This window comes from Vibrio hepatarius, from assembly GCF_018860525.1.
In the GTDB taxonomy this organism is placed as follows: domain Bacteria; phylum Pseudomonadota; class Gammaproteobacteria; order Enterobacterales; family Vibrionaceae; genus Vibrio; species Vibrio hepatarius_B.
The window spans coordinates 87,099-109,093 of the sequence record NZ_JAHKPM010000017.1; the positions used below are offsets into that span (position 1 = coordinate 87,099).

The 21,995-nt window shown below is 37.9% G+C and carries 19 protein-coding genes; 9 read left to right on the forward strand and 10 right to left on the reverse strand.

What is annotated here, in order from left to right; genetic code table 11:
• Positions 1-82 precede the first annotated feature (82 nt).
• Complete coding sequence (locus KO511_RS04860; protein ID WP_215986349.1) at positions 83-547, reverse strand: hypothetical protein; 465 nt, start codon at positions 545-547, stop codon at positions 83-85.
• 78 nt (positions 548-625) lie between these two features.
• Here KO511_RS04860 and KO511_RS04865 point away from each other — a divergent pair, with 78 nt between their 5' ends.
• Positions 626-1,537, forward strand: coding sequence for a sensor domain-containing diguanylate cyclase (locus tag KO511_RS04865; protein WP_215986350.1), 912 nt, complete (start codon positions 626-628; stop codon positions 1,535-1,537).
• Positions 1,538-1,578: 41 nt separating this feature from the next.
• Here the strand turns inward: KO511_RS04865 and KO511_RS04870 are convergent, their stop codons facing one another.
• Together KO511_RS04870 and KO511_RS04875 are read right to left on the reverse strand one after the other, a co-directional pair.
• A complete protein-coding gene (locus KO511_RS04870) occupies positions 1,579-4,146 on the reverse strand; it encodes a DNA gyrase/topoisomerase IV subunit A (protein ID WP_215986351.1) in 2,568 nt (855 codons plus the stop codon).
• 12 nt (positions 4,147-4,158) lie between these two features.
• On the reverse strand, positions 4,159-6,174 hold the full coding sequence (locus KO511_RS04875; RefSeq protein ID WP_215986352.1) for an ATP-binding protein: 2,016 nt from the start codon (positions 6,172-6,174) through the stop codon (positions 4,159-4,161).
• 422 nt (positions 6,175-6,596) lie between these two features.
• Here KO511_RS04875 and KO511_RS04880 point away from each other — a divergent pair, with 422 nt between their 5' ends.
• Together KO511_RS04880 and KO511_RS04885 are read left to right on the forward strand one after the other, a co-directional pair.
• On the forward strand, positions 6,597-6,911 hold the full coding sequence (locus KO511_RS04880; protein ID WP_215986353.1) for a hypothetical protein: 315 nt from the start codon (positions 6,597-6,599) through the stop codon (positions 6,909-6,911).
• Complete coding sequence (locus KO511_RS04885) at positions 6,892-7,137, forward strand: hypothetical protein (RefSeq protein ID WP_215986354.1); 246 nt, start codon at positions 6,892-6,894, stop codon at positions 7,135-7,137. The genes KO511_RS04880 and KO511_RS04885 overlap by 20 nt, the downstream gene beginning before the upstream one ends.
• 6 nt (positions 7,138-7,143) lie before the next feature.
• Here the strand turns inward: KO511_RS04885 and KO511_RS04890 are convergent, their stop codons facing one another.
• Positions 7,144-8,142, reverse strand: coding sequence for a hypothetical protein (locus tag KO511_RS04890; RefSeq protein WP_215986355.1), 999 nt, complete (start codon positions 8,140-8,142; stop codon positions 7,144-7,146).
• Positions 8,143-8,284: 142 nt separating this feature from the next.
• Here KO511_RS04890 and lpxC point away from each other — a divergent pair, with 142 nt between their 5' ends.
• Positions 8,285-9,136, forward strand: coding sequence for a UDP-3-O-acyl-N-acetylglucosamine deacetylase (lpxC, locus tag KO511_RS04895; RefSeq protein WP_215986356.1), 852 nt, complete (start codon positions 8,285-8,287; stop codon positions 9,134-9,136).
• Positions 9,137-9,180: 44 nt separating this feature from the next.
• Here lpxC and KO511_RS04900 read toward each other — a convergent pair whose 3' ends face one another.
• Complete coding sequence (locus KO511_RS04900; RefSeq protein ID WP_215986357.1) at positions 9,181-10,476, reverse strand: hypothetical protein; 1,296 nt, start codon at positions 10,474-10,476, stop codon at positions 9,181-9,183.
• A 247-nt stretch (positions 10,477-10,723) separates the two neighbouring features.
• Between KO511_RS04900 and KO511_RS04905 the strand changes: the two genes are divergently transcribed.
• From KO511_RS04905 to KO511_RS04915, 3 genes are read left to right on the forward strand one after another with little or no spacing between them, the layout of a single operon-like run.
• On the forward strand, positions 10,724-11,470 hold the full coding sequence (locus KO511_RS04905) for a mechanosensitive ion channel family protein (protein WP_215986358.1): 747 nt from the start codon (positions 10,724-10,726) through the stop codon (positions 11,468-11,470).
• A gap of 44 nt (positions 11,471-11,514) precedes the next feature.
• Positions 11,515-11,904, forward strand: a complete 390-nt coding sequence (locus tag KO511_RS04910; protein WP_215986359.1) for a hypothetical protein — start codon at positions 11,515-11,517, stop codon at positions 11,902-11,904.
• Positions 11,888-13,273 (forward strand): M23 family metallopeptidase, encoded by a 1,386-nt coding sequence (locus KO511_RS04915; protein WP_215986360.1) that lies wholly within the window; start codon positions 11,888-11,890, stop codon positions 13,271-13,273. The genes KO511_RS04910 and KO511_RS04915 overlap by 17 nt, the downstream gene beginning before the upstream one ends.
• 14 nt (positions 13,274-13,287) lie before the next feature.
• On the opposite strand, the gene KO511_RS04920 is transcribed toward KO511_RS04915, so the two are convergent.
• The 3 genes from KO511_RS04920 to KO511_RS04930 form a co-directional block, all read right to left on the reverse strand.
• On the reverse strand, positions 13,288-14,736 hold the full coding sequence (locus KO511_RS04920; RefSeq protein WP_215986361.1) for a bifunctional diguanylate cyclase/phosphodiesterase: 1,449 nt from the start codon (positions 14,734-14,736) through the stop codon (positions 13,288-13,290).
• A gap of 8 nt (positions 14,737-14,744) precedes the next feature.
• Positions 14,745-15,836 (reverse strand): tetratricopeptide repeat protein, encoded by a 1,092-nt coding sequence (locus tag KO511_RS04925; RefSeq protein WP_215986362.1) that lies wholly within the window; start codon positions 15,834-15,836, stop codon positions 14,745-14,747.
• Positions 15,837-16,668: 832 nt separating this feature from the next.
• Positions 16,669-18,342: a hypothetical protein gene (locus tag KO511_RS04930; protein WP_215986363.1), complete on the reverse strand. Its 1,674-nt coding sequence runs from the start codon at positions 18,340-18,342 to the stop codon at positions 16,669-16,671.
• A gap of 164 nt (positions 18,343-18,506) precedes the next feature.
• Between KO511_RS04930 and KO511_RS04935 the strand changes: the two genes are divergently transcribed.
• Both KO511_RS04935 and KO511_RS04940 read left to right on the forward strand, forming a co-directional pair.
• Positions 18,507-20,045, forward strand: a complete 1,539-nt coding sequence (locus KO511_RS04935) for a ParA family protein (protein ID WP_215986364.1) — start codon at positions 18,507-18,509, stop codon at positions 20,043-20,045.
• The gene (locus KO511_RS04940) at positions 20,045-21,085 is read left to right on the forward strand and encodes a hypothetical protein (RefSeq protein WP_215986365.1); all 1,041 of its coding nucleotides are present in this window, start codon (positions 20,045-20,047) and stop codon (positions 21,083-21,085) included. The genes KO511_RS04935 and KO511_RS04940 overlap by 1 nt, the downstream gene beginning before the upstream one ends.
• Before the next feature lie 59 nt (positions 21,086-21,144).
• Here KO511_RS04940 and KO511_RS04945 read toward each other — a convergent pair whose 3' ends face one another.
• The gene (locus KO511_RS04945; RefSeq protein ID WP_215986366.1) at positions 21,145-21,528 is read right to left on the reverse strand and encodes a thymidylate synthase; all 384 of its coding nucleotides are present in this window, start codon (positions 21,526-21,528) and stop codon (positions 21,145-21,147) included.
• Complete coding sequence (locus tag KO511_RS04950) at positions 21,519-21,986, reverse strand: thymidylate synthase (RefSeq protein WP_215986367.1); 468 nt, start codon at positions 21,984-21,986, stop codon at positions 21,519-21,521. The genes KO511_RS04945 and KO511_RS04950 overlap by 10 nt, the downstream gene beginning before the upstream one ends.
• Positions 21,987-21,995 lie beyond the last annotated feature (9 nt).

The window sequence follows — 21,995 nt, forward strand, 5'->3', positions numbered from 1 at the left end:
AAAGGGACAACGAATTTCCCTATCTTACCACAAATGTCATCACTAGCATTATGCCTGTCACCATATTACCAATAACATCTTTTTATAGCTCAAACTCATCAGGTTTTTTAAGTGCTTTTTTCACCAAGGCTACAAAATTAGAAGCTTCACCTAGATTGCTCTTTAGCTCATTTAAGATTGCTTTTTTATCGTTTTCATCAATGTCGTGACGGAGCGATATCTCTATAATTTTATCCATTGCTCGGTATATTTTTGCAGCACTAGGAGAATGGGTTTTAGGCTCTTTTTTCCCACCATTCATTGCTTTACGAACTTCAGCAGATTTTTTTGCCAGAATCGTCATATCGGCTTCTAGATCATTGATGTTTTTTATCGTTGAACCAGATGAGAGAATTTTGTTCAACTCATTGTTAATTTCGGTGACTGTAGATTCAACTTTTTTCTTGTATCTGATGTCTCTTTTCTCTGGAGGTTTGTTTGTGTTGACTGCTACTTCTTCTGTAGCTTTTTTTTCCATATCGTTTGATTGATTGGTATCTTGTTCCATGACTTTTATTCAAAGGTTAATATTTTATTTTTTGAATTCAAAAAATATTATCTAAAATTCCTATAAACGAATAATTTGATGAGTGTAGTAAGTAAATTTTTAAATCATTTTGGCGATAGGGTTTCACAGGATATTCCTTACGAAACTGTATTGGAAAATATAAGGGATGCAGTGATTTTGGTAAGTGAAGGGCATAAGGTATTGTTTCACAATGGTGCATTCACTCGTCTGGTTTCGGGTGAATCCAATTCTAGCTTAAAGGGCTTGGATTTCTGGAGTTTTTTTGCAGCAGCCAATCCATATGTGGAATACAAAACTGTTCTGAAGGAGGCTCTAATTGAAGGAACAACTGATTTCCCAGTAAGGAGCTTAAATCAAACCTTGACTTTAACTGTTGGCACATTTATTTCTTCCGATAACGGTAGTTATATTGTCATTCTTGAAGATAGCTCTAAGCAGAAAGAAAGGGAGGGGCTTCTTATCCGTGAAGCTAAAAGCGATAAGCTAACTGGTTTGTTAAATAGAAAAGGTTTTGATGAGCGTTTAGGTGCAGCGATTAAAGATAATCAAGAGGACTCTAAGTTCACGGTAGGTGTTCTATTTATAGACTTGGATGAATTTAAGCCAATCAATGACACTTATGGTCACGATGCTGGTGATTTGATGCTTATATCTGTTGCCGAGAGACTTTCTTCTACAGTGGAAGATTTTGAGACCGCAGCAAGGATTGGGGGTGACGAATTTGTCTGTATTTTTCCTGTTTGTGAGTCTTTGGATGATTTAAGCAGTAAGGGAGAAAGGATATTGAAGGCAGTTGCCCTTCCGGTTGAGACAAATGATGATGACATTGGATCACTTATTGTTAAGTGTTCTATTGGGGGCGCTTTATATGATAGTTCTATATCTAGTGCTGATGAGTTGATGAAGAAGGCTGATGAAGCTATGTACGATGCAAAAAAATCAGGAAAAAACCAAATTCGTGTAAGGTAAAAGAAAGGGTGGAGAAACCCCACCCTTTCTTTTTGTTTTCACTACATGCTTTCTGATTCCTGCTCTATCTCGTTTTCTGAATTATCTTCCTTTCTCGATAGGTAAGCAGAAACTAATTCATCTTTCTCTTTGAATTTCGCCAACCTTACTCCTTTAGTCATTCTATTCATGACTCGGAAGTTTCCTAGGTTGATTCTATTCATTTTTCCATTCTTTGAGGTACTAACAACATCAAGGCTGTTTAGATCCGATTCATCTAGTGTGAATGCTGATAAAATTTGGTCATTCTCAACCAATTTCATAGCTGTTACACCTTTAGTTTTTCTCTTGGTTTGTCTGTAGTGCTCAAGTTTTGATATTTTCAATATACCTGACTTACTAACAAATCCTATGATGGCAGATTCAATCATTTCAGATTTAATGATCGAGCATGAAACTATGTGCTTATCCTTAGACAGATTCATTGCCATAACACCTTGACTTAATCGAGATGTTTCTCTCACTTCGGATAGTGTAAATCTAATGACTCGGTTGTTTGATGATGCCAAAGTTATATCATCTTGAACCTTATTAACGCCAAAGAACGCAACTTCGTCATTTTCTGTCAAGCTTATTGCTTTCACGGTTCTAGAAACGCTTGGGTTAAACAAGCCAAAGTTTGTTCTCTTGATCATGCCTTTCTTTGTTGCAAGAACAAGTTGGTAATCCTCAGAGGCGCTAATAACATCATCTTCAATGGATACTACCTGAATAACTTTTTCGTTATTTTCAGTATCTAGTTTGATGATGTTGTTGATGTGTTGACCTCTCAAGCTGGTGTCTATTTCATACGCTTTAGAGAACGCGATACGTCCTAGTGAGGTAACAAATGCAAGTACATCATGAGAGAAGCACTCTGTCGCCAAAGCTATCGAGTCTTTTTTTGCTAACTCTATTTGCTGAGTTCCTTGAGTGCCTCTTCTTTGTTCTTTCAGCTCTTCAGTTGACACTCTTCTTGTATATCCTTGCTCAGAAATTATCACCGAGCAATACTCTCTTGGTATTTGGTTTTCTTTAGAAAGTTTTATCTCTTCGTGAGTCCATTGAGATCGGCGTTTTTCGTAAAGCTTCTGACCATTTTTAGATTTTTCTGAAAGAAATATGTCAATTTGCTCTTCAGTTTCAGCTTTGATTACATCGAGAAGCTTATCTCTATTATTTAGGATGCTTTCTAGGTAGTTTACTTCTGTTTCGCATTTGGCGTTTTCATCTTTGTAATTTGATATTTCGCCTTGAGTTAACTTTCCTAGTGTCATCTCTAAGATTTTTGTTGCTTGTAGTTCATCAATTTCGAGAAGCTCAACAAGGGCGGCCTTGGCATCAGATGCTTTTGGGTTGTTCCTGATTGTTGAGATCGTTTCGTCTAGTTTGTTTAGTGCCTTCATCAGACCTGTAAGAATATGCATTCTTGCTTTCGCGTCACTCAAAAGCTTTTCAGAGCGTCTAGTTACAACTTCTTCCCTGAAGTCAATGAATCGACTCAAAGCTTCTTTGATGCCCATTGTTTTAGGTGCTTTGTTATCCACAACGTTCATGTTGTAGCTAATACTTATATCGAAGCATGAGTTTGGCAGGTTGCAAAGTTCATTGAATGCGATCTCTGGGTCTACACCATAATTCACTTCAAAAACTAGTCTCAATCCTTCGCTATCACCTTCGTCTCTTTCGCCAGTTATACCTCGAATGGCTATTCTTCCTGTCTCTGGATTAGGTTTTCTTCCAAGGTTTACCTGTATTAATGCATCTGATGGTGATATCCCGTAAGGCAATGTCTTGATGACAATGCATTTTCTTCCATCGATAAGTTCTTCTTCCCACTCTGCGCGAATACGAACACTACAGTTACCAAATTCCCAAGCATTGCGGTAGTTTTCTAGCGAATAAACGATTCCACCAGTAGGGAAGTCTGGTGATGGCATTAGTTCCATTAGTTTTTCTGTTGGAACATCACTATTTGTCTTTCTTCCTTCAACCATCTCAATAACGCAATTCATTGCTTCAATCGGGTGGTGAGGTGGGATAGATGCAGCCATCCCTATCCCGATGCCTTCAACGCCGTTTATGATTAAATTTGGAAATCTTGAAGGTAAAACCTCAGGCTCCTTCTCTGAGCCATCATAGTTAGGTTTCCAGTCAACAGTATCGAGCTTTAAATCATCAGTTAATCCACTAGTTATTTTAGTCATTCGTACCTCAGTATAACGCATTGCTGCTGCTGAGTTCTTATCTGTGTCCCCCCAGTTACCTTGACCGTCAGCAAGTGGTGATGACATCACCCAAGGTTGTGCCATCCTTACCAATGAGCCATAACATGCGCTGTCTCCATGCGGGTGGTATTTACCAAGAACATCACCAATAATACGTGCTGATTTTTTGTATGGCTTGTTGAAAGTGTTGTTTAGTTCATGCATTGAGAACAGAATTCTTCTATGCACAGGCTTAAGACCATCACGAACATCTGGGAGAGCACGGTCTTGAGTTACGTATTTTGAGTATTCACAAAATGCGGATTCTGCGTGAACACTAAGATTAACCGTTCCAAAATTCTGGTTTGTGAAATTAATAGTCATTTGTCCTACCTGTTATTCAGCAAAGTTTACATTGTGTTTAATGAATTCAAACCGCTTCGAAGGGTCATCGCCCATTAAGTCATCAAAGGTTTGGATGTACCTTTCAGCATCCTGTTCGTCATATATAACTTGTTTGAGTGTTCTGGTTTCTGGGTTCATGGCTGTTTCTTTCAACTGATTTGGATTCATTTCACCAAGACCCTTAAATCGATTTCGTTCCCATCCTGAAGGGATACCGTTCGGGTATCTTGCATCGAATTCCGCATCATTTTTTATGTAAACAACTTGCTTGTTAGCCCCTTTCTTTTCCAGCTTGTAAAGAGGTGTCTCAGCAATGAATAAGTGGCCTTTTTTAATCAGTTCAGGCATGTATTTGTACATGAAGGCCGTAAACAGTAACTGAATATGGGCACCGTCAACGTCCGCATCAGTAAGAGGGATAATTTTACCAAACCGTAGCTTTGAGTAGTCAAAATCATCACCTAAACCAGTACCGATTGCGCTTGCTAAAATTCGAATTTGCTTACTTCTTAATGCCTTTTTCACATCACTTTTGTATGTGTTAAGGATCTTTCCTCTGAGAGGTAGGATTGCTTGGGTTTTTTTGCATCTTGCATTTTTTGCTGTACCGCCTGCTGAATTACCTTCTACAACAAATAATTCGGTTTCTTCCAAATTTCTCTGGGTACAGTTGGTCAAAATACCTGTCAGGTTCTCACCAAGAGTCCCTGCTTCAGCCTTATCTTCTTCCTCTTTAGCTTTAGCATTAGCTTCGCGCTGTTTTGCTGCTCTGATTGACTTATCTACAATCGATTTCGCAGACGCAGGGTTTGCATCTAGCCATCTTGAGAAGAACTCTTTTGTAAGGGCGCTACCTACTGTAGAAACTTTAGAAGATGTGACCTGATCTTTTGTTTGACCTTTGAATTCAACGTCTTTTGCGAACACAAGAAGTGATAACTGACAACCAGACATGATGTCTTCATTAAGAATTTTATGGTCAATCTTTAGTCTATCGACAGCATGATTTCTAACTGCTTCTGAATAACCGTTACAGAAGCCATCATAGTGCTTACCATGATTTTTGGTTCTAATGTTATTCAAGAAGGTTTTAGGTTGAGGTGGTGACAGCTTATCTTGAGCAAGAAAGGCAAATCGCACTTCAATCTCTTCTGTATAAGTCTCTCTTATAGATTTATCGTTTTCATCTGTCTTAAACTTGTTATTGAGTTCATCCCAAACTTGTCGCTGACCTTTATAAATACCCTCATCGAAATATATTAGAGGCGCACGCATGATGGGACTTGATGCCTCTGAGTATTCAGGTATGTTAAGTAAGTCGGCTAAGCCGTTTTTAGCTACGTATGAAGATTTTCTGCCTTTGTAATCGAAGGTGATTTTAAGGTTTTCTGTGATAGCCGCACGCTCAAAGAGATACGTATCTAGCCAACCAGAGCTAATTTCCCAATCATTCGCAGATATAGCACCCTGAAAATGTGAAGCATCTAGCTTGTAGCGTACTTTTGTGCCTGTGTCTTCGGGGTCGCATTCGCCGATGATTCTTGGAAAATTGCTATCTGTTAGCTGACCACCATTGATAAATTCAATGTAATGAACTTTACCATCACGTTTTATTGTTAGTTCTAAGTGTGTTGATAAAGCATTTACAACTGATGAACCAACACCGTGTAGGCCGCCGCTATATTTGTAGTTCTTATTTTCGAACTTACCGCCACTATGTAAGTTTGTATAAACAAGGATTGCAGCCGACATTCCAGCTTTAGTGTTAATATCAACTGGGATTCCTCTACCATTATCTTCGATAGAAATGTATCCATTGTCTTCGAAGGTTACATTGATGGTGTCGCAATACCCAGAGATGGCTTCATCAATCGCATTATCAATAATCTCAATAAAACAATGTTTTACGCCATCGCCGTCTGTAGAGCCAATGTACATTCCCGGACGTTTTCTTACAGGATCAAGTCCTTGTAGGGTGTCCATTGAGTCGCCATTATATATGGTCATGTTCTTCTCCAAAGTTGCCTTATATCATTATTTTACCACAAGCAACTGAGGAGAAAAAATTTAAACAAATAGTAGCACCATAATAACTCGTTGTTTTTTGTGATATTTATTGTCAGGTGATTTTGTTTTGGGCGTGAGCATTAAAACTTTTTTAGGAGAAGTGTTGAGGTTTTGCTACTAGTATTCTTAAATTCACTGTTTTGGGTTAAAATTAAGAGAAATTGCTAAAGTTGACCTGCTGCTAACAGAAAAAGAGTTCCGTAGTTTGTCATCATACGCATCAAAGGCTCATCGTGGTCTCGGGAAGTGCGGGGTTGAGTATATTGGGGAATGTATATCCATGATATCCAAAAATACTTACTTTAAATTTAAGAAGTTTTCTCTAGACCTAACTAAATTTTTGCTACATAACAATGGATGCTTTGAGATCTTCGACACAGATTACTTACCTAGGAGTCAGATATACCTCTCAACTTGGAGAATTAAAGTATCAGGATAGGTTTGGTCTGACTCGCCACCATGCAGCAGCAATGGTTATTGCTAGACGAGGATTAGGACTCAAAGAATCCTCACCAAAAACAGTATTTCAATTCAATAATGGGTCAGTTCGTCTCCATCGATCACAAGACTTGATAGTCGGTGGGCGAGATAAACAGGGCAAAACTATTATTGATATGACTAAACGGGCTATGAAGGCGCGTGACGGGTATGTCCTTGATGCTAAAGCTCGTAAGTAATTCAGAGTATTTTGGTGGACTGATCTCAAAGTCTGACTTAATAAATCTGATAGAAAATGAAATTCCTGTGGAAATCACAGGTGAAGTAATTTATACAAATATCGGTTTATCTATAGCTGGTAGAGTTATGGTTCCTGCATCCATAAGCATTAAGGCTTCTGCAATCAATTATTACAAAAGCCTCTATAAACCAAAAGGTGTTATGATAAAACCAAATGCGGCGTAGTATGAATTAAGCTAAGATTGAACTTGATAAATCACCATACCTTGATTCATTGTTTTTATTAAGCCAATCTAGGTATTTGCTACCGCCAAAACAATCGTCATCTAATTTGTTTTCTTTCCAAAACTCCATCACGCAGTAGTTTGAGTGCTGACAGTCTAGGCACTCAATGTTGCTGTTTCGAGTTAGCTGTTTAGTCAAGTACCTTATTCTCTCGTTTCCTGACAAAATGTCTTCAAATGAGCTTGATAAAATATTACCAAATGGCTGCATAAACTCTTCGTACCCATTTTTATAATCAGGCAAACAAAATGTCCCGTCCGGCATCAAAAATAATGTTTGTGCTGCTGAATTTGATATTGCTGAATTTCTATATGATTGTACAAAATAAAATGCTTCTTGGCCTATTGTAGGAGGGGTTTCGCCTTTTTTATGTAAAGACCTTCCCTTTTGAGTTGCCTCTATCATAAAACTAGACCAATTTGTCATTGTGGGTGCGAATCTATTGTATTTCTTTCCCTTATTTTGTTCATTCAGCATGAATGGTAGAAATCCAGACTCTGAAACTCCAAGATTTGTAAGGTATTCGATTGTTTTATTCGCCCCAACTTTAAGCATCTCTTCATTCACTACGCTAAGTGTGCCTACTGATAGACCGTAATCTACAGCTTCCTTGACTCTTTTTTCCCACTCATTTAGGTATTTTTTTCCTCTCATGCGACCATCATATGATGTCTGAAAGTAGCCTTCACAGTATTTGTCAAAGAAGGGAAACCAATTGCTATCTATGTTTACAAGTGATGTTAGAACTACATGCTTCAAAGTGTAGCCTTTGGTAGGGCTAAGTGTTTTATTTATTACATCAATGGCATCTATAAAGTAATCCATACCCATTGAGGTTGGTTCTCCTCCATACCAATATAGAACGATGTGTTTGTTAAAATAATTTTTTTCGGAATAATACTTATCAATTTTATTGCAAATTAATTGGATATTCTCAATAGACATTATGGTTTTGTCGGCTCTTTGCTCTTTAGATAGGTAGCAATGGGGACATTTTTCTTCACAGTATAGGCTTGGCATCATGGTTAGTATTAGATAACCACTTTCAATTGAAACTTGAGAATCTGGCGAAAACATATAATTATTTTTGAAAAATATTACAAAAAATATGATAAACAACAAAACTGTGCAAAGAGCAATTACTTTTTATGGCATTGGGTTGCACACTAGTGCTAAGTGCGCTATTAAAGTTTCACCAGCTAATAAGGGTGATGGGATAAAATTCATTATTTGTGGTGAAGAAATCTTATTGGATTCATCTTCTTTAAATGGATCATGCTTAGGAACTAATATTGTTGGGAAAACAAAGACACTTCGAACAGTAGAGCATCTACTTTCATCATTGTCTGGTCTTGGTATAACAGATGCAGTGGTATCTACCACCGACCTAGAGGTTCCTATACTTGATGGTTCTTCAGCAGAGTTCTTTAATCAAATTAAGTCTGCGGGTATTCATAAATTGGGTATGTTTGAGCCTAAACTTGTGACAAAGAATATTATTGTTTCAGATGGTGAGAAGTTTGTTGAAATAAAGCCTAGTTCATACGGTGAAAGAAATGTGGAGTTCCAGATTTCATTCGATAATAAAGTTGTTAAATCGATGCCTCAATTTATGGTATATCACCACTCGGAGTCATCTTTTTATGATCAAATTGCTTTTGCTCGCACATTTGGATTCAAGCGTGATTTGGAGGCACTACTTTCTAAAAATCTATGTCTTGGGGGAAGCTTAGATAATGCAATACTTATTGATGATGAAAGGGTTATAAATATAGATGGGCTAAGGTTCCAAAATGAGATCATTTCACATAAGATACTGGATATTATCGGAGACCTTTATCCTTTATTCAGGGAATACACGGGTTTTACGATTAAGGCGAATCAAGCTGGTCACGTAATCAATAGTAGATTTCTCAAGAAGTTTATGAGCGATCACTGATGTGTATATATTGACAAACCCCTTACTAGAAGGGGTTTGTACATTTAGCTTATGGTGAAAGTAGTATTTACTTGTGCGATATGTTTTACCATATCTGCGTGGCATGAAATTTCATCATCTGGATTGTACCTGTATGATGGTTCATAAATTTGGCTCATTGAGAATACCCCTCCCCCATCAGTCGTCTGAATACTAACATCTACTTTAGTTAAGTACTCACTAACTGATGAGAAATCGATTTTACATTCAGAAACACCACCCCATAAACCTTTAGATATGTTTACCATGTTAACTAACGTATTTGAGAAATAGCTCAGCCTCAAAAAAGCATACGTTTGAGGTGGTAATGTTGAGCATACAATCGAAACACTTCCATTATATCTGGAAACAGCGTTTCTGTATGTGTTGGTGATGATTTCATGAATCTCACTTCCAAGTGTGTAATCACTCTTTTGCACAAAAGAACCATGATAGTTGTTAACAAGGCAGTTTAAAGACTTCAACTTTTCACCGACAGTTTCGTTTTTTTCTTCAGTTAACGTGTATAGAACTAACGCCCTATGGTCTTCAGGCTGAAGCGGTGAAAGGTAGACTAATTCCATCGCATCAAATTTGGCTAACCATTTTACTATTGCCTCATCCTTACTTTGGTCTTTTGCGTAATCAGCTAAGCGATTAGTTAGTCCACTGATGAATTCAAGCCCAGCATATTCAGTCAGTAGATTTCTGTCAATTAATCCAGATAGGATGCTGATTTTCTCTTCATCCTTTAGGTTAATATGCTTCTTTATTGTCTCTGCAATATCGTTACATGTCTGGTTTGGTAATGCAGCCATTACTTCAATAGTATTTACTCCACCCGTCTCGTGATTAAGGCTTTCTGTGCTTTGAATGTCAGGTGAAGTACTAAGGGTTACTGGCAAAAAATAAAGTGTTACGACGTAACTTTTACCCTTAATTTTTATTTTTTTTTGCCCTATATGGGAATGTATATCGTTCTCAATAAAATATGTTGCTATCTGATTATGTTGAAGGGAACACATTGCGCTCCAAATTGGCCTGAACTTTCTCTTAGCCTTTAATGACTTTAAGGCTGCATTCTGATCCTCACGGTTGCTTTTGTTGCAATTGTAAAGGTTGTAAAGCGCTAGAGCATCAAGCTCATCTTGCGCCTTTTTGGGAAATTTTTGAGCGCTATTCATTGAAGAAATCTTTTCTTTATAGTAGTAGTAATAAAAAAAGATGAATTTTTCAATAAATGAGACGTTAATTGCTGCGGCTCCCCCGCTCTTTTTTGTGATTGCTCTGATATTCCTCCTTAAGAAGAGTGCTAAGAGCACAAAGCGTAAAGAAACCCATGCTTTACAAAAAAAGAGAAGCATACTGATTAGGTCTGTATTTTCAGCTTACAAACCGATAGCGATTTTAGTTGTATTCCTATATGTGAAGTACATTTATGTGGTCCTTGGGGTAAAGGAGACCGAGAGTGCAATTCTTAAATTTATTTTTGAAGATGCATATTTTGTTTCAAACCTGATGTTAGTTACTTGGTCTGTCACCTTAATCGTTAATAGTTTCAAAGAACAAATGATTCAAAAGTTGACCTTAGAGGAGAAATCATTAGCCGATATAGACAATAACCCACAAAGAACCAAGATAGATGCATTAGGTAAGCTCTTGTATGGTGTGTGGCTGGTATTTTCTGTGCTTATAGTTCTTGGTCATTTTGGCGTTCCTGTAAGTTCAATTTTAGCTTTCGGCGGTATGGGATCAATAGTTCTGGGGTTTGCTGCTAAGGATTTACTAGGAGACTTTATGTCTGGTTTCTTAATTTACTGTGACGCTCAATATGACATTGGGGAGTGGATAAAACTAGAAGATCCGAAAGTTGAAGGCACTGTTGAGCATATAGGGTGGAGGGTCAGTAGAATTCGTACATTTGATGACAGACCTCTATATGTTCCTAACGGCATGCTTAGTAAAGCAATTGTGCAGAATGTAAGTCGAAGAGACTCTATGCGCATTAAAGAGTACATTACAGTATCAGCCGAGTCAGCGCCTCTTATGAGTATGATTTGTAAAGAGTTGAGAAATGATATTCTTTTGAATCATGATGGTATCGATCAGGATAGGACGGTGGTAGTAAATCTTGCTAGCTACCAAGCGGGTGTTTGCTGGATATACCTTAGTGCTTTCACTCGTAGTGGAGACATACAAGGATTTCATGGAATCAAGCAAGATATTTTAATTAAGGTACACGCAGTCTTACAAATGCATGGTGTTTGCATTGAGTCCCCTAAGGTTTCAGTTCATCAAATGTTTAGCTCTTCTTGATTTTAAGAATTTTTTCTCATAGTTTTTATGAAAAAATATTAACAATGAATTTCAATAGCCCAACAATTTACGGTTATGGAGTGGCGGATAGCTCTTGTGTTGACGAGTGCTTGTCTGCCATTGAATGTGACAACGATATTTTTGATAGATCTATATTTGACCCTGCTAGTTTTGATGCAGTATTTACGTCAGTTTCGATGAACGTTAAACGTGGATGCCATGAATCATCCTTGGGTTTAATTGGATTGATTGATTTAGCAGTAAAAAACCAGTTCCCTATCAATGAAAGCCACCTTAAAGCTTACATGAAAGCAAAGTCTATTGACCCACTTTCTAAGTATCCTGAAAGGTTAAATCACTTAAGTTCACTTGATGAACAGATTTCATCATACCTATCAGATCAAAGGATATTCCTTAATGACTATTGTATATAATGCTGCTCTATCAGTTGGTGCTGTTGGGGCTTGTTTTTTTAGTTACATTACAGGTCTTAAGCTTACAGGTGAAAACAATTATGAGGAATTCTTGTTTGATTCTGAATTAGGTCTGAATATCTCAACTTCTTCAACTGACGACTTTATCTTAGAATATCCTCAAGCTGAAGTTGCCAACGAACAGACTACACCTGAATTAACGCCTTCAGTAAATGTGCCTAAGAACGTTTCTACTAACGATTTTAAAATAAATGCTGAGTCTTTTGGTGAAAACAATGACTACGTCGAGGAACATCCGCAAAATGATTCAAAGCAAGTAGTAGATCACACTGTTAAGAGTGGCGATTCATTTATTTCGATAGCCAGAAAGGCTGGAGTAGAGGCTGATGATCTCACCAACCTTTTATACAGGAGTGGTATACCGCAATCTACTTTTTCATTGAAAAAAGACCAGAGAATTGATTTCGAATTCATTTCAAAAACCTTGGAGTCGGTTAGTATTTACGATGATTCTATAACCTATGTAAAAATCAGCTCGACAAAGAAAGGTTCATATGCAAAATCCAAAGTTAAACTTCCGACGTCGATTCACAGAAAGCCAATTAATTTTCAAATTGTAAAGAATTTTTCAGTAGATGGTTTAGGAAGTGGATTAACGCATACTGAGATAGCTCAGGTTACAGACACACTGAAGAGTAAGTTGGATTTTAGTGCCTTGAGGTTTGGTGTAGAGGTTGAGGCAATATTCGATAGAGAAGTAGTTAATAAAAAAATTGTATCAACTTTACTTAAGGCGGTAAGAGTAAAGGTAACTGAAAGAAATATTGTCGAAGCCTATTATTTTAAGACATCAAATGGCGCAGGCTATTATGACATCGATGGTAAAAGTGTAACGCCAAGTTTTTTGAGGCATCCGATTGATAACCCATTAATTACTTCACGATTCAATTTACATAGAAAGCATCCGATACTGGATATAGTTAGGCCACACTGGGGGACAGACTACGGACATATGGGTGGCACCCCCATAAAGGCAATAAGTGATGCTACCGTTAAGTTTGCAGGTACTAAAGGGGGTTATGGTAAGGCGGTTATTTTAAAACACCCTCAGGGTATTGAGACTCTTTCTGCACATATGAGTAAGTACGGTAAAGGCATTAAGATTGGTGCTAAAGTTAAGAAAGGCCAAGTCATAGGGTATGTCGGCAAAACTGGTCTATCGACAGGCTATCATCTTCATTTCGAACTTAAGAAGGATGGTAAGCGGGTAGATAGCTTAAAGATTGATTTACCAACAATAGATACAGTAAATGATATAAGCAGATTCAAACAAGAAGTAGGTGCATATCGAACTGAATTTACTGGGTAAAGAAAAAGGGTGCTTTAATTAGCACCCTTGTTTATTTTTATTGCCTCTAAAATGTGATCTTTGGGCATAGGTTTGCCCAAATGGTATCCTTGTAGGTATGTACACCCCATTTCAGCAAGAACTACCGCTTGTCTCTCTTCTTCAACTCCTTCTGCCACTGTCGTGAGATGCATCGCTTTAGCAATAGTAAATATTCCTTGCATTACCTCTTTGCCTCTCTCTGTGCAGACATCATCAACGAATGCTTTGTCAATCTTAAGCTGATTTAAATTTAGTTCTTTTAACCTATACAGGGTAGATTCCCCAGTGCCAAAGTCATCTAAAGAAACCACAACTCCTAATCCTCTTAAGGTTTCAACATGTCGTTTGATGAGATTAAAATCCTTGGCTGCCATTGATTCAGTGATTTCTATTTCAAGCAATGATGGCTCTATATCGTATTCAGATATCATATTCCTGATATGAGAAAGTAGTGGCTTACCATCTAGATGCTCTAGCTGTGCGATTGAAACATTAACGGCGCAGCTAGTTTCATGGTAGCCAGCATCCTTAAGCCATTTTAAGGTTTTGCATGATTCCTCAATTACATGCATACCTAACTTGTGGATAAAGCCAGTTTCTTCTGATAAAGGTATAAAGAATGCAGGCGAAATAAATCCTAACTCAGGATGACACCAACGGCATAGTGCTTCAAAACCAGTAATCTTTCTTTCTTGAGCAGTTAGTTTTGGTTGATAAAAAACGCTTATTTCTGTGCTTTCGATACTCTTAAGAAGAGCGTCTTCCATCTTGATCTTCTCTAAGTGTTTGCTCGCGTATTCGGATTTGTAGCAATTTATCTTTTTCGCACTTCTTTTTCCTATCAATCTTGCTACCTCTGCTTGAGTTATAGCAGAAGAGATTAGATCGACTTCAACGCCTTCTTCGCTAGCAATTTGCAACTCACTTAATCCAGAGCAAATCCCAATAGAGAACCCTAGCGCTTCATTCAGTTGTTCAGCTTTCTCGATAATAGAATGTAGGTCTTGTTTTATACATTCTAGATTGTCTGAAACATAAGTTAAAAGAAATATATCACCATAAGGTCTAGAGGAGGCGAGGCATTTGCTTTGCTGCTTGATTACTCTGGATAGGGTTCTTAAGGCTCTTCTTCCAGTTGAGTACCCATGCTCTTTACTGATCTCCGAAAAACCTAAGATATCAATAGATGCTACGAAAACACGCTTACTCTCTGCTGGATGATTAACCTCTCTAATAACCACCTCATTCAAATGCTTCTTGTAAGCACTTAGAGTTAGTAATCCAGTCACGCTATCGATATCTTCTTGCCTTTTGACTTCTGATGGAAGTAAAAAGCTCAATAACAGCGACCCTGTAAGTACCCCGTTAATTACGGGATACCCTACAGTACCCAAGGAAGCACTAGCCAGCCCTATCCTCAAAATTTCATGAGAACGTCTCATACATAAATTTATACTTTTGGCGCATCTGTTAGAATACGTTGAAATTCCTTCATCAGCTCTTTGTTTGGGGAAATATTTCTATCTCCGTTCTTGTATATTTGGACTAGTCTCTGGGCTGCTAGTTTGTTTCCAAGATATGCTGCCTGTTTCAAATGCTCAATTGCTTTCTCGATATTAACCTTGAAGCCATCACTTCCATAGTATGTTGCCACACCAACTTTATAGAGCGCATCATGATTTTCGAGGTTAGCCGCAGCAACTAGGTGGGTTATACCATCAATTCTAGCATTTTCGAATGCATCCTCGTTATACATATAGAGTCTTGAAAGACGATAATGAACATCAGAAGCCTTATCTGTATTCAAAAGCTGCTCATATAATTTTGCTGCTTCTGCTAAGTTTTTGTTCCCGCCAATGCCATGTTCCAAGAAATAAGCTAGTCTGAAGTTAGCCTCAATCATTCCTGATTTCGCAGCTATATCATAGTAATGCCTTGCTTGACCAAGATTGCGTTTAATCAATTTTCCATCATCAAATATTTTAGCAAGAGTAAGGGAGGCGCTTGCTGAGCCTTCATCAGAAGCTTTTTTTAGTAAGGTAGCTGCCTCAATCTGCGTGTAGTGTGAGTCCGCATCGCCAACACCCCTAATTATGTAATCAGCCAAAATCTCGCCAACACCAGTTGAGCCTAATCTAAGAGAGTTATTCATCCAATGAAATGCTTCTTTGTCTGTACCTTCTTTGTTGTGGTAGTAGTTAGCAAGGAACAAAGATAGCTCAGTATCTTCTGTAGCCATGGATTTTATTTTTCGAATGGCTTCATTTAAGTGCTCATCATTTAAAACCCCATCATCAACAAACCTCATAAGGTTCCATACTGCTCCGCTAATTCCTAGCTCTATGGCCTTAATGTAGTGTACTGTAGACTCCTCGAAGTTGTTTTCGGTAGCTTTATCTTCTGCTAAAAAAAGCTGAATTGCAGGAAGATGTGAATCCTGCTCAACTAAGCTCCCAAACGTAACGGGAGGTATAGAAGCGTAACCAGCAGTAGAGTAGCTAGCAAAAAGAATGGTAGCCAATAGTGAAAGGTTGGTTTTCATTTTATTAATAATTTAACCAATTCATTTTATGTATTTCAATAGCACCTCATCAATGCAGTCAAGTAATTGAGCCTTTTCAATATAGGAAAGGGAACAATAGTATCTTGTTTCTTTTAATCTATTCCTTAAAACTGGCGACTTGTCGCCGTACATAGCTATAAGTCTCAGGATCTCCTTACTTAATATAATTTCGTTACTAATCATTTTATATTCGAGTATACAAAATTTTATTCTAACTACTCCTTTTCTTTTTTAATTAATCGAATTATGGGTAACTTTGAGTATCAAGAAGAAGATACGCTCTTACCACTCCTCATCTCGTTAGAAATACAGAGAAAGAGTTGTGGCTAACCAATTGTGGTGTACTTTAAATACAACCACTTACGTGCCATCTTGCATTTAATTGGTTCAGCCTTAATCTAGTGGTGCCAATCTTTTCACTAGTGAAAACATTGAAGGGGTGCTGGCAAGGTGCTGGCTTTTTACTAGTGAAAACATTGAAGTTTGCTGGCAAGATGCTGACTTTTTCACTAGTGAAAACATTGAAGGGTTGCCGATAAGGTGCTGACTTTTTCACTAGTGAAAATATTGAAGGATTGCCGATAAGGTGCTGACTTTTTCACTAGTGAAAATATTGAAGGGTTGCCGATAAGGTGCTGACTTTTTCACTAGTGAAAATATTGAAGGATTGCCGATAAGGTGCTGACTTTTTCACTAGTGAAAACATTGAAGAGTTGTCGATACTTTGATTTGCTTATAGCCTTACCTCAGCAACATTTGAACTTTCAGTTGATGGAGGGGGGGGTCCGTTGCTGCAATCAAAATTGATTCATTAAGGTTTTTCTTTACTTACCCGTACAATGACATCATCATTCTTAACTTTGGCAGTGACCCCATCCTTTGGTGCTTCTATTGTCATGTCGGCTGTATCACTAAGTCCGCCGAATTCTTCGAACAATCCAGCCTTCATATCCAAAGTGGCTCTTTCTACTATTTCTTGGAACTGCTCAGCATTTACCATTCCATTTGGCCTGACGTTTATATTTTCAACTGGAACACCATACTCCAGAGCTGATATAACCAGTAGCTCAACATGTCTCTGCGAAGATTCTTTATTTTCTAGATGCTTTGGAGGTGTAATGTACATTTGGCATATAGTGTTTGTTCTTAGGAACTGAGCTACTATCAAGTTGGCTTCATCTTGGGTGATCTTCCTTCCTTTAGAAAAAAGGATAGTTCCGCCTGTATTCCCGAATCTAGTGCTACCGAAACCAAGACCAGATGTAGGTTTGTGGATAAATATGGGCTTATTATACTTATCACTAAATGTCATAGATTTTATTGGCTTGTAATTTTCTGTTGAGAAATGATCGGCTTTGTTATGCCAGTTATAGTCTGACACAGACCAATCAATCTTTTCTTTATCGCCTAGATTATCGTCTTTTGATGTTAACTTTTTAAGCTTGTCTTTTGTCTTGGATTTAAGTCTATTGAATAAACTTATGTCGTTAGATTCAGACTTCTCAGATTTAAACTCACCCCCAATACGTTCATCAAAAGTGTTAGCCTTTGATTTAAAGCCTGCAAACATTGAATGTTCCGTGCTAATTTCAACCCCAATAGAATCAATCAGCTTTTTCATCTCTAGGGATAAATCTACGTTTGGAGTAAAGTTAAGAAAGTTTTCATGTGCATTTGAGGATATACAGCCTTGAATGATTTTAGCGGTTTCCACAGAGCCTGTTGATACCCGAGGAACCATGAATGGCGTTTCAATTTTAGAGCCGCTACTTAGAACTTCTCTTAGGTTTGGCATCCCTAGCGTAGCGTCATTAAGTTTGCTTTCTTCTTCTTTAAATTTATCAGGTGTGACTTCATTACTTGAACCAACAACGGACTGGTTCATTTGATAAACTTTTAAAAATAGATTTTCGAATGTGTCCTCATTTGTAGCAGTCAACAGAGCCTCTATTTTATTTCCTCTCGGGTTGTGTTTTCTGGTTGGGTCTTCTTCAGGTTGTTGAGATATATTATAGATTTCATTCACCAAAATAGAAACCGCCTCATGATGAACACTCCCTTTTGACAAATCAAAAACTGAAGCGGCAATCTTGTCATTACCTATTTTTGAGAAATCAACAATCTCAGACACTAAGTCAACTCCATCCCTCTTAGTAACTAAACCAAAGCTAATTTGATCTCTTGTTGCAGGGTCTAATCTTGTCGAGTTGGAGATTACTTCGTGCAGGGATTTTTTTACCCATCCGATTTGTGAAGGGTCTAGTCCTGACTTCTTTTCATCTAGAAGAGATTGCACCTCGCCATCATTTAAATTGAAGTGATTAATGTATTTTTGAAGCTCAATAGCTCTATGTGCATCATGCGCCTCAAGTATGTCTTTGGTTAGTGGACGCCTTTGTCCATTTATCCCATGAACAAGTTCAAGAGAGAATGCTCTATTTGATTGAATGTATGATTCTAAGGATGGTTCGTATGGTCTAAACAACTGTACGCTTTTTACACTAATTGTACTAAAAAAATTGATGTAATAGAGGTTATTGGGAGAAATGAGAAAAAAAAATGGACTTGTTCATGCCTCACTGATAAGTTCTAAATTAAGGGTAGATCTCTTTAATTTCGCATACATCGCTTTATGAAAAGGAAATTTTCATGTCAGAATCACTTCAGTGTGAGGGTCAAATCGATCTTCGCGAATTGGCGTACCAAGCCTTTAGGTACTGCTGCAAAAACAACATTATTACTACCTTAAACACCATTACAGATGACCGTTACTGGAACTATCTAGATGTAGCGATGGTTAAGCAACTGCATCAGGATTGTGGTTACGTTCCTCCATATATTATTGAGCAAGCAAGGCACCTTAAAACGTTTAGCGAGCTAAATGATGTAATGGGTCAACTCTCAGAGCATTTCTCTAGAATTCGCGACGAACATGGTGAGATACCGCGATCTTTGCTTCATACCTTTCTGTACGACTACGAATTGTTTGACAGCCTTAAAAAGGCAGACGAACAATTCGAGAAAAAAGATAGTGATGTAAGAACATCTATGCGGTTTGATGAACAAATGATTGTGCGCTTATATGGTAACGATCACCTGACCATGAAAAGAAAGGTTAGGGATTTTATTTCAAAAATTGCAAAGAAAAGAAAATGGACGAATGCTACTAGGTTTCATCTCCATGAAGTGTTAGCTCTGCGAGATGAGTTCTTTTCATATATTGATAAACCATCGGTAAATCAGAGACAGTCGCGTGTCATAACTGTGTATACCCAAAAAGGTGGTGTTGGTAAGAGTCATATTACGCTATCGCTAGCTGGCGCACTTTCTTTAGCTATCAATGAGAATAAGCGTGTTCTTGTAGTAGATACTGACTACCAACAATCTTGTACATCTACTTTGGTTGTTAAGAAGCACATGGGTAGTGAAGGTTATTTTAATCACCGTCAATCTTTAAGTGTGTTTGACCTATTCAGAAAGTACACAGAAACTGAGCCGACATTAGAATCACTTTCAAAATTCAAAGCAGACTGTAGGTCAGCCGTTGTTGAAACTACCTTGCCGAACGTAGATTTGCTTCCAGCAAGTAGTGACTCGTCTTTTGATACGCAGTTTAGTGTTGGTACAGGGAATGGTAACAAATACATTAAACCAAATGCACTGAAGGTGATTTTAGATAATATCTGCGAAGATAATCAGTATGATTACATTTTGATTGACACTCGTCCTGATATTCATGCTAGCGCTGCCCTATCCTACTATGCAGGTGATGAGCAAGTTGCGATCTTGAAGCCAACAGGTGTAGATGTGCAATCTTTCAGGAACTTCGCTAGAAGAATGGCAATTGATGTTATACCAACTCTAGTTTCTCACACATCGGAGTATTCAACTCCTATGAGAAGCAGATTGATCATCAACCAATTCTTGGCTCAGTCGCAAGTTCAAGATTCTGTTGTGACAATTTTGATGTGCGCATTGCAAAACACAATGTATGAACTAATGGATGTAATTGTTCCTAACTCAACAGCAGCTACTACATGCAGTGCTCAAGAGGCTACGATTTGGAACCCTGCAAAAAACACCTCTGGCAAAGATGATCATAAGCCGTTAAAAGCCCAGCGCAGAGTTTTCTCTCAACTAGCTATGAAAATTGAATATGAACGAATGCTTGAAGAGGAGCAGCAATAATGTCTCTAAAAGGTGTGGTGCGTGAAATTTCAAAACGCGAAAAAAATCCAGAAGAAGATGTAAAAGATCTTAACTTGCCGTCTAAGGAAGAAACTTTGCAAGACACTATAAAAAAACTTTCCAAAAGAATTGTAGGCGGCACTGAGGTTGAGGTTTCTAAGACCTTAATTCTATCTCGCGATGTTCAATCTACAGTACTTGTTCACAAATTAAATAAGCGAAATCAATTATTTCTACAGGGAAAAAACGTTGATGACTTGATAAAAGACATCAACGAAAATGACGGCGTCATTAATGAGCCAGTGCTTTGCTACTTTGATGGCAGTAAGTATTATGCTATCGACGGGTCACGACGTCGGATGTCCGCAATTAAGGGGGAGTTCGACCTTCCTGTCGAGTATTTTACTAATGAGTTACCGTACAGGGTAATTAAGTCGCATATAAACTCAACAAATACTAGCAAGGATTTCTCAGACCTTGAGAAGTTGCTGACTGCGCGTGATGAATACCGTGATTTACTACATGATCACGTAGATAATAAAGATGTAAAACAGACGGATTTGTTGGTTGAGGTTTTAGCTGCCAGTGGGTTTGCGACAAGTGCAGCTTCGGTTTCGCGTGTCAAAAAGATCTTCGAGTTTATCCATGAAGAATACTTTGAGCAAGCGTTAGTTAACCAAATCTCGCAAGATAGTATTCGTAAGTTGGCTGAGTATATTGCAAAGTTTGCGAAAAAAGGTGATTCACGCTTCACCAGAGAGCAGTTAAAGCCTGTTTTCGATGAACTTTTCACGCAGTTAGAAAGTGATTTCGGAACCGAATACACTGGTGCTGAGTTGTTGGCAGCCTTTAAGCGAAAATTTTCCCCAAAAGCCGTAGTTAGTCAGCCTCCAGTAATTAACACTTTAGTGGAAAGTGAAGATTTTACTATTAAATTGGTTGAGTCAGCTAATGGCTGGGAGCTTAAAGGGAATGGGAAAGTACCTAAGTCATTTAAAGATGACTTACAATCATTGTTAGATACACATTTCACTTATTGACTAGTATTTTAATTTTAAGCCCGAGAAAACTCTCGGGCTTTTTTATGTACACGGAATAGCTATACAGCCATAGGTGGCTTTGGTGTCACAAACTTGTCCTTGTTTACGAACTCATCTGGCATATTCACCGTAATATCATCCATTGTTAATGAAATTATATCGTCAACAGTGTTCAATTTCTTTTTGAATTCTATTGAGCAAGGCTCTTCACTGAACTTTCTTGTTAATAGCTCTTTAGTGAACTCTACTTGGTTTTCATATAAGTGCGCATCTATTAGCTCACAGGTAAGTAGGGCAGGTGTCATTTCAAGAGCCGCACTAAATGCCATAAGCAAATATGCACACTGCCGTATATTGAGCATCATACTGTATAATGTATCTGCCGATCTGCTTGTAACTTCAAGATTTAGGAATTTGACTCCTTCATGCTCAATTACAACCATTGATGTGGGTGCCAACAAGGCGGTAAGGCCATTTCCTGAAGCTGAGCGGGGTTCCACATTGTTACGTAATGGCGACTCTCGAATGGATTTTTCTTCAAATTTTCAAACACTTCTTTTATCTGATCTACACCAGAATCAGGAATGGCTTGTTGAGTATTTTCATCAAAGTCGCCATTATAATTTCTTAGCTGAAAGCCATACGCCTTAGCCATGTTGCCCTCTACAACATGAGTTAATCCTGCTTTATCCAAAAAACTCTCGCGAAGTGTTACCTTTCCAAAAATCAATGTCTTCTTTAGCAATTTCGCCGTAAACCCTCCCCCGATGAGGGCGGGGATATTTTCGCCGTAGTATGTTTGTGCGAATTTCTGGGTGTTTAGTCTAACCTTGGTTGTAGTTTTAGTCATTTTGATATTTTGATTACCATTAAAGTATATGTAATTAGTGTCGTATTTCATAAAAGTATG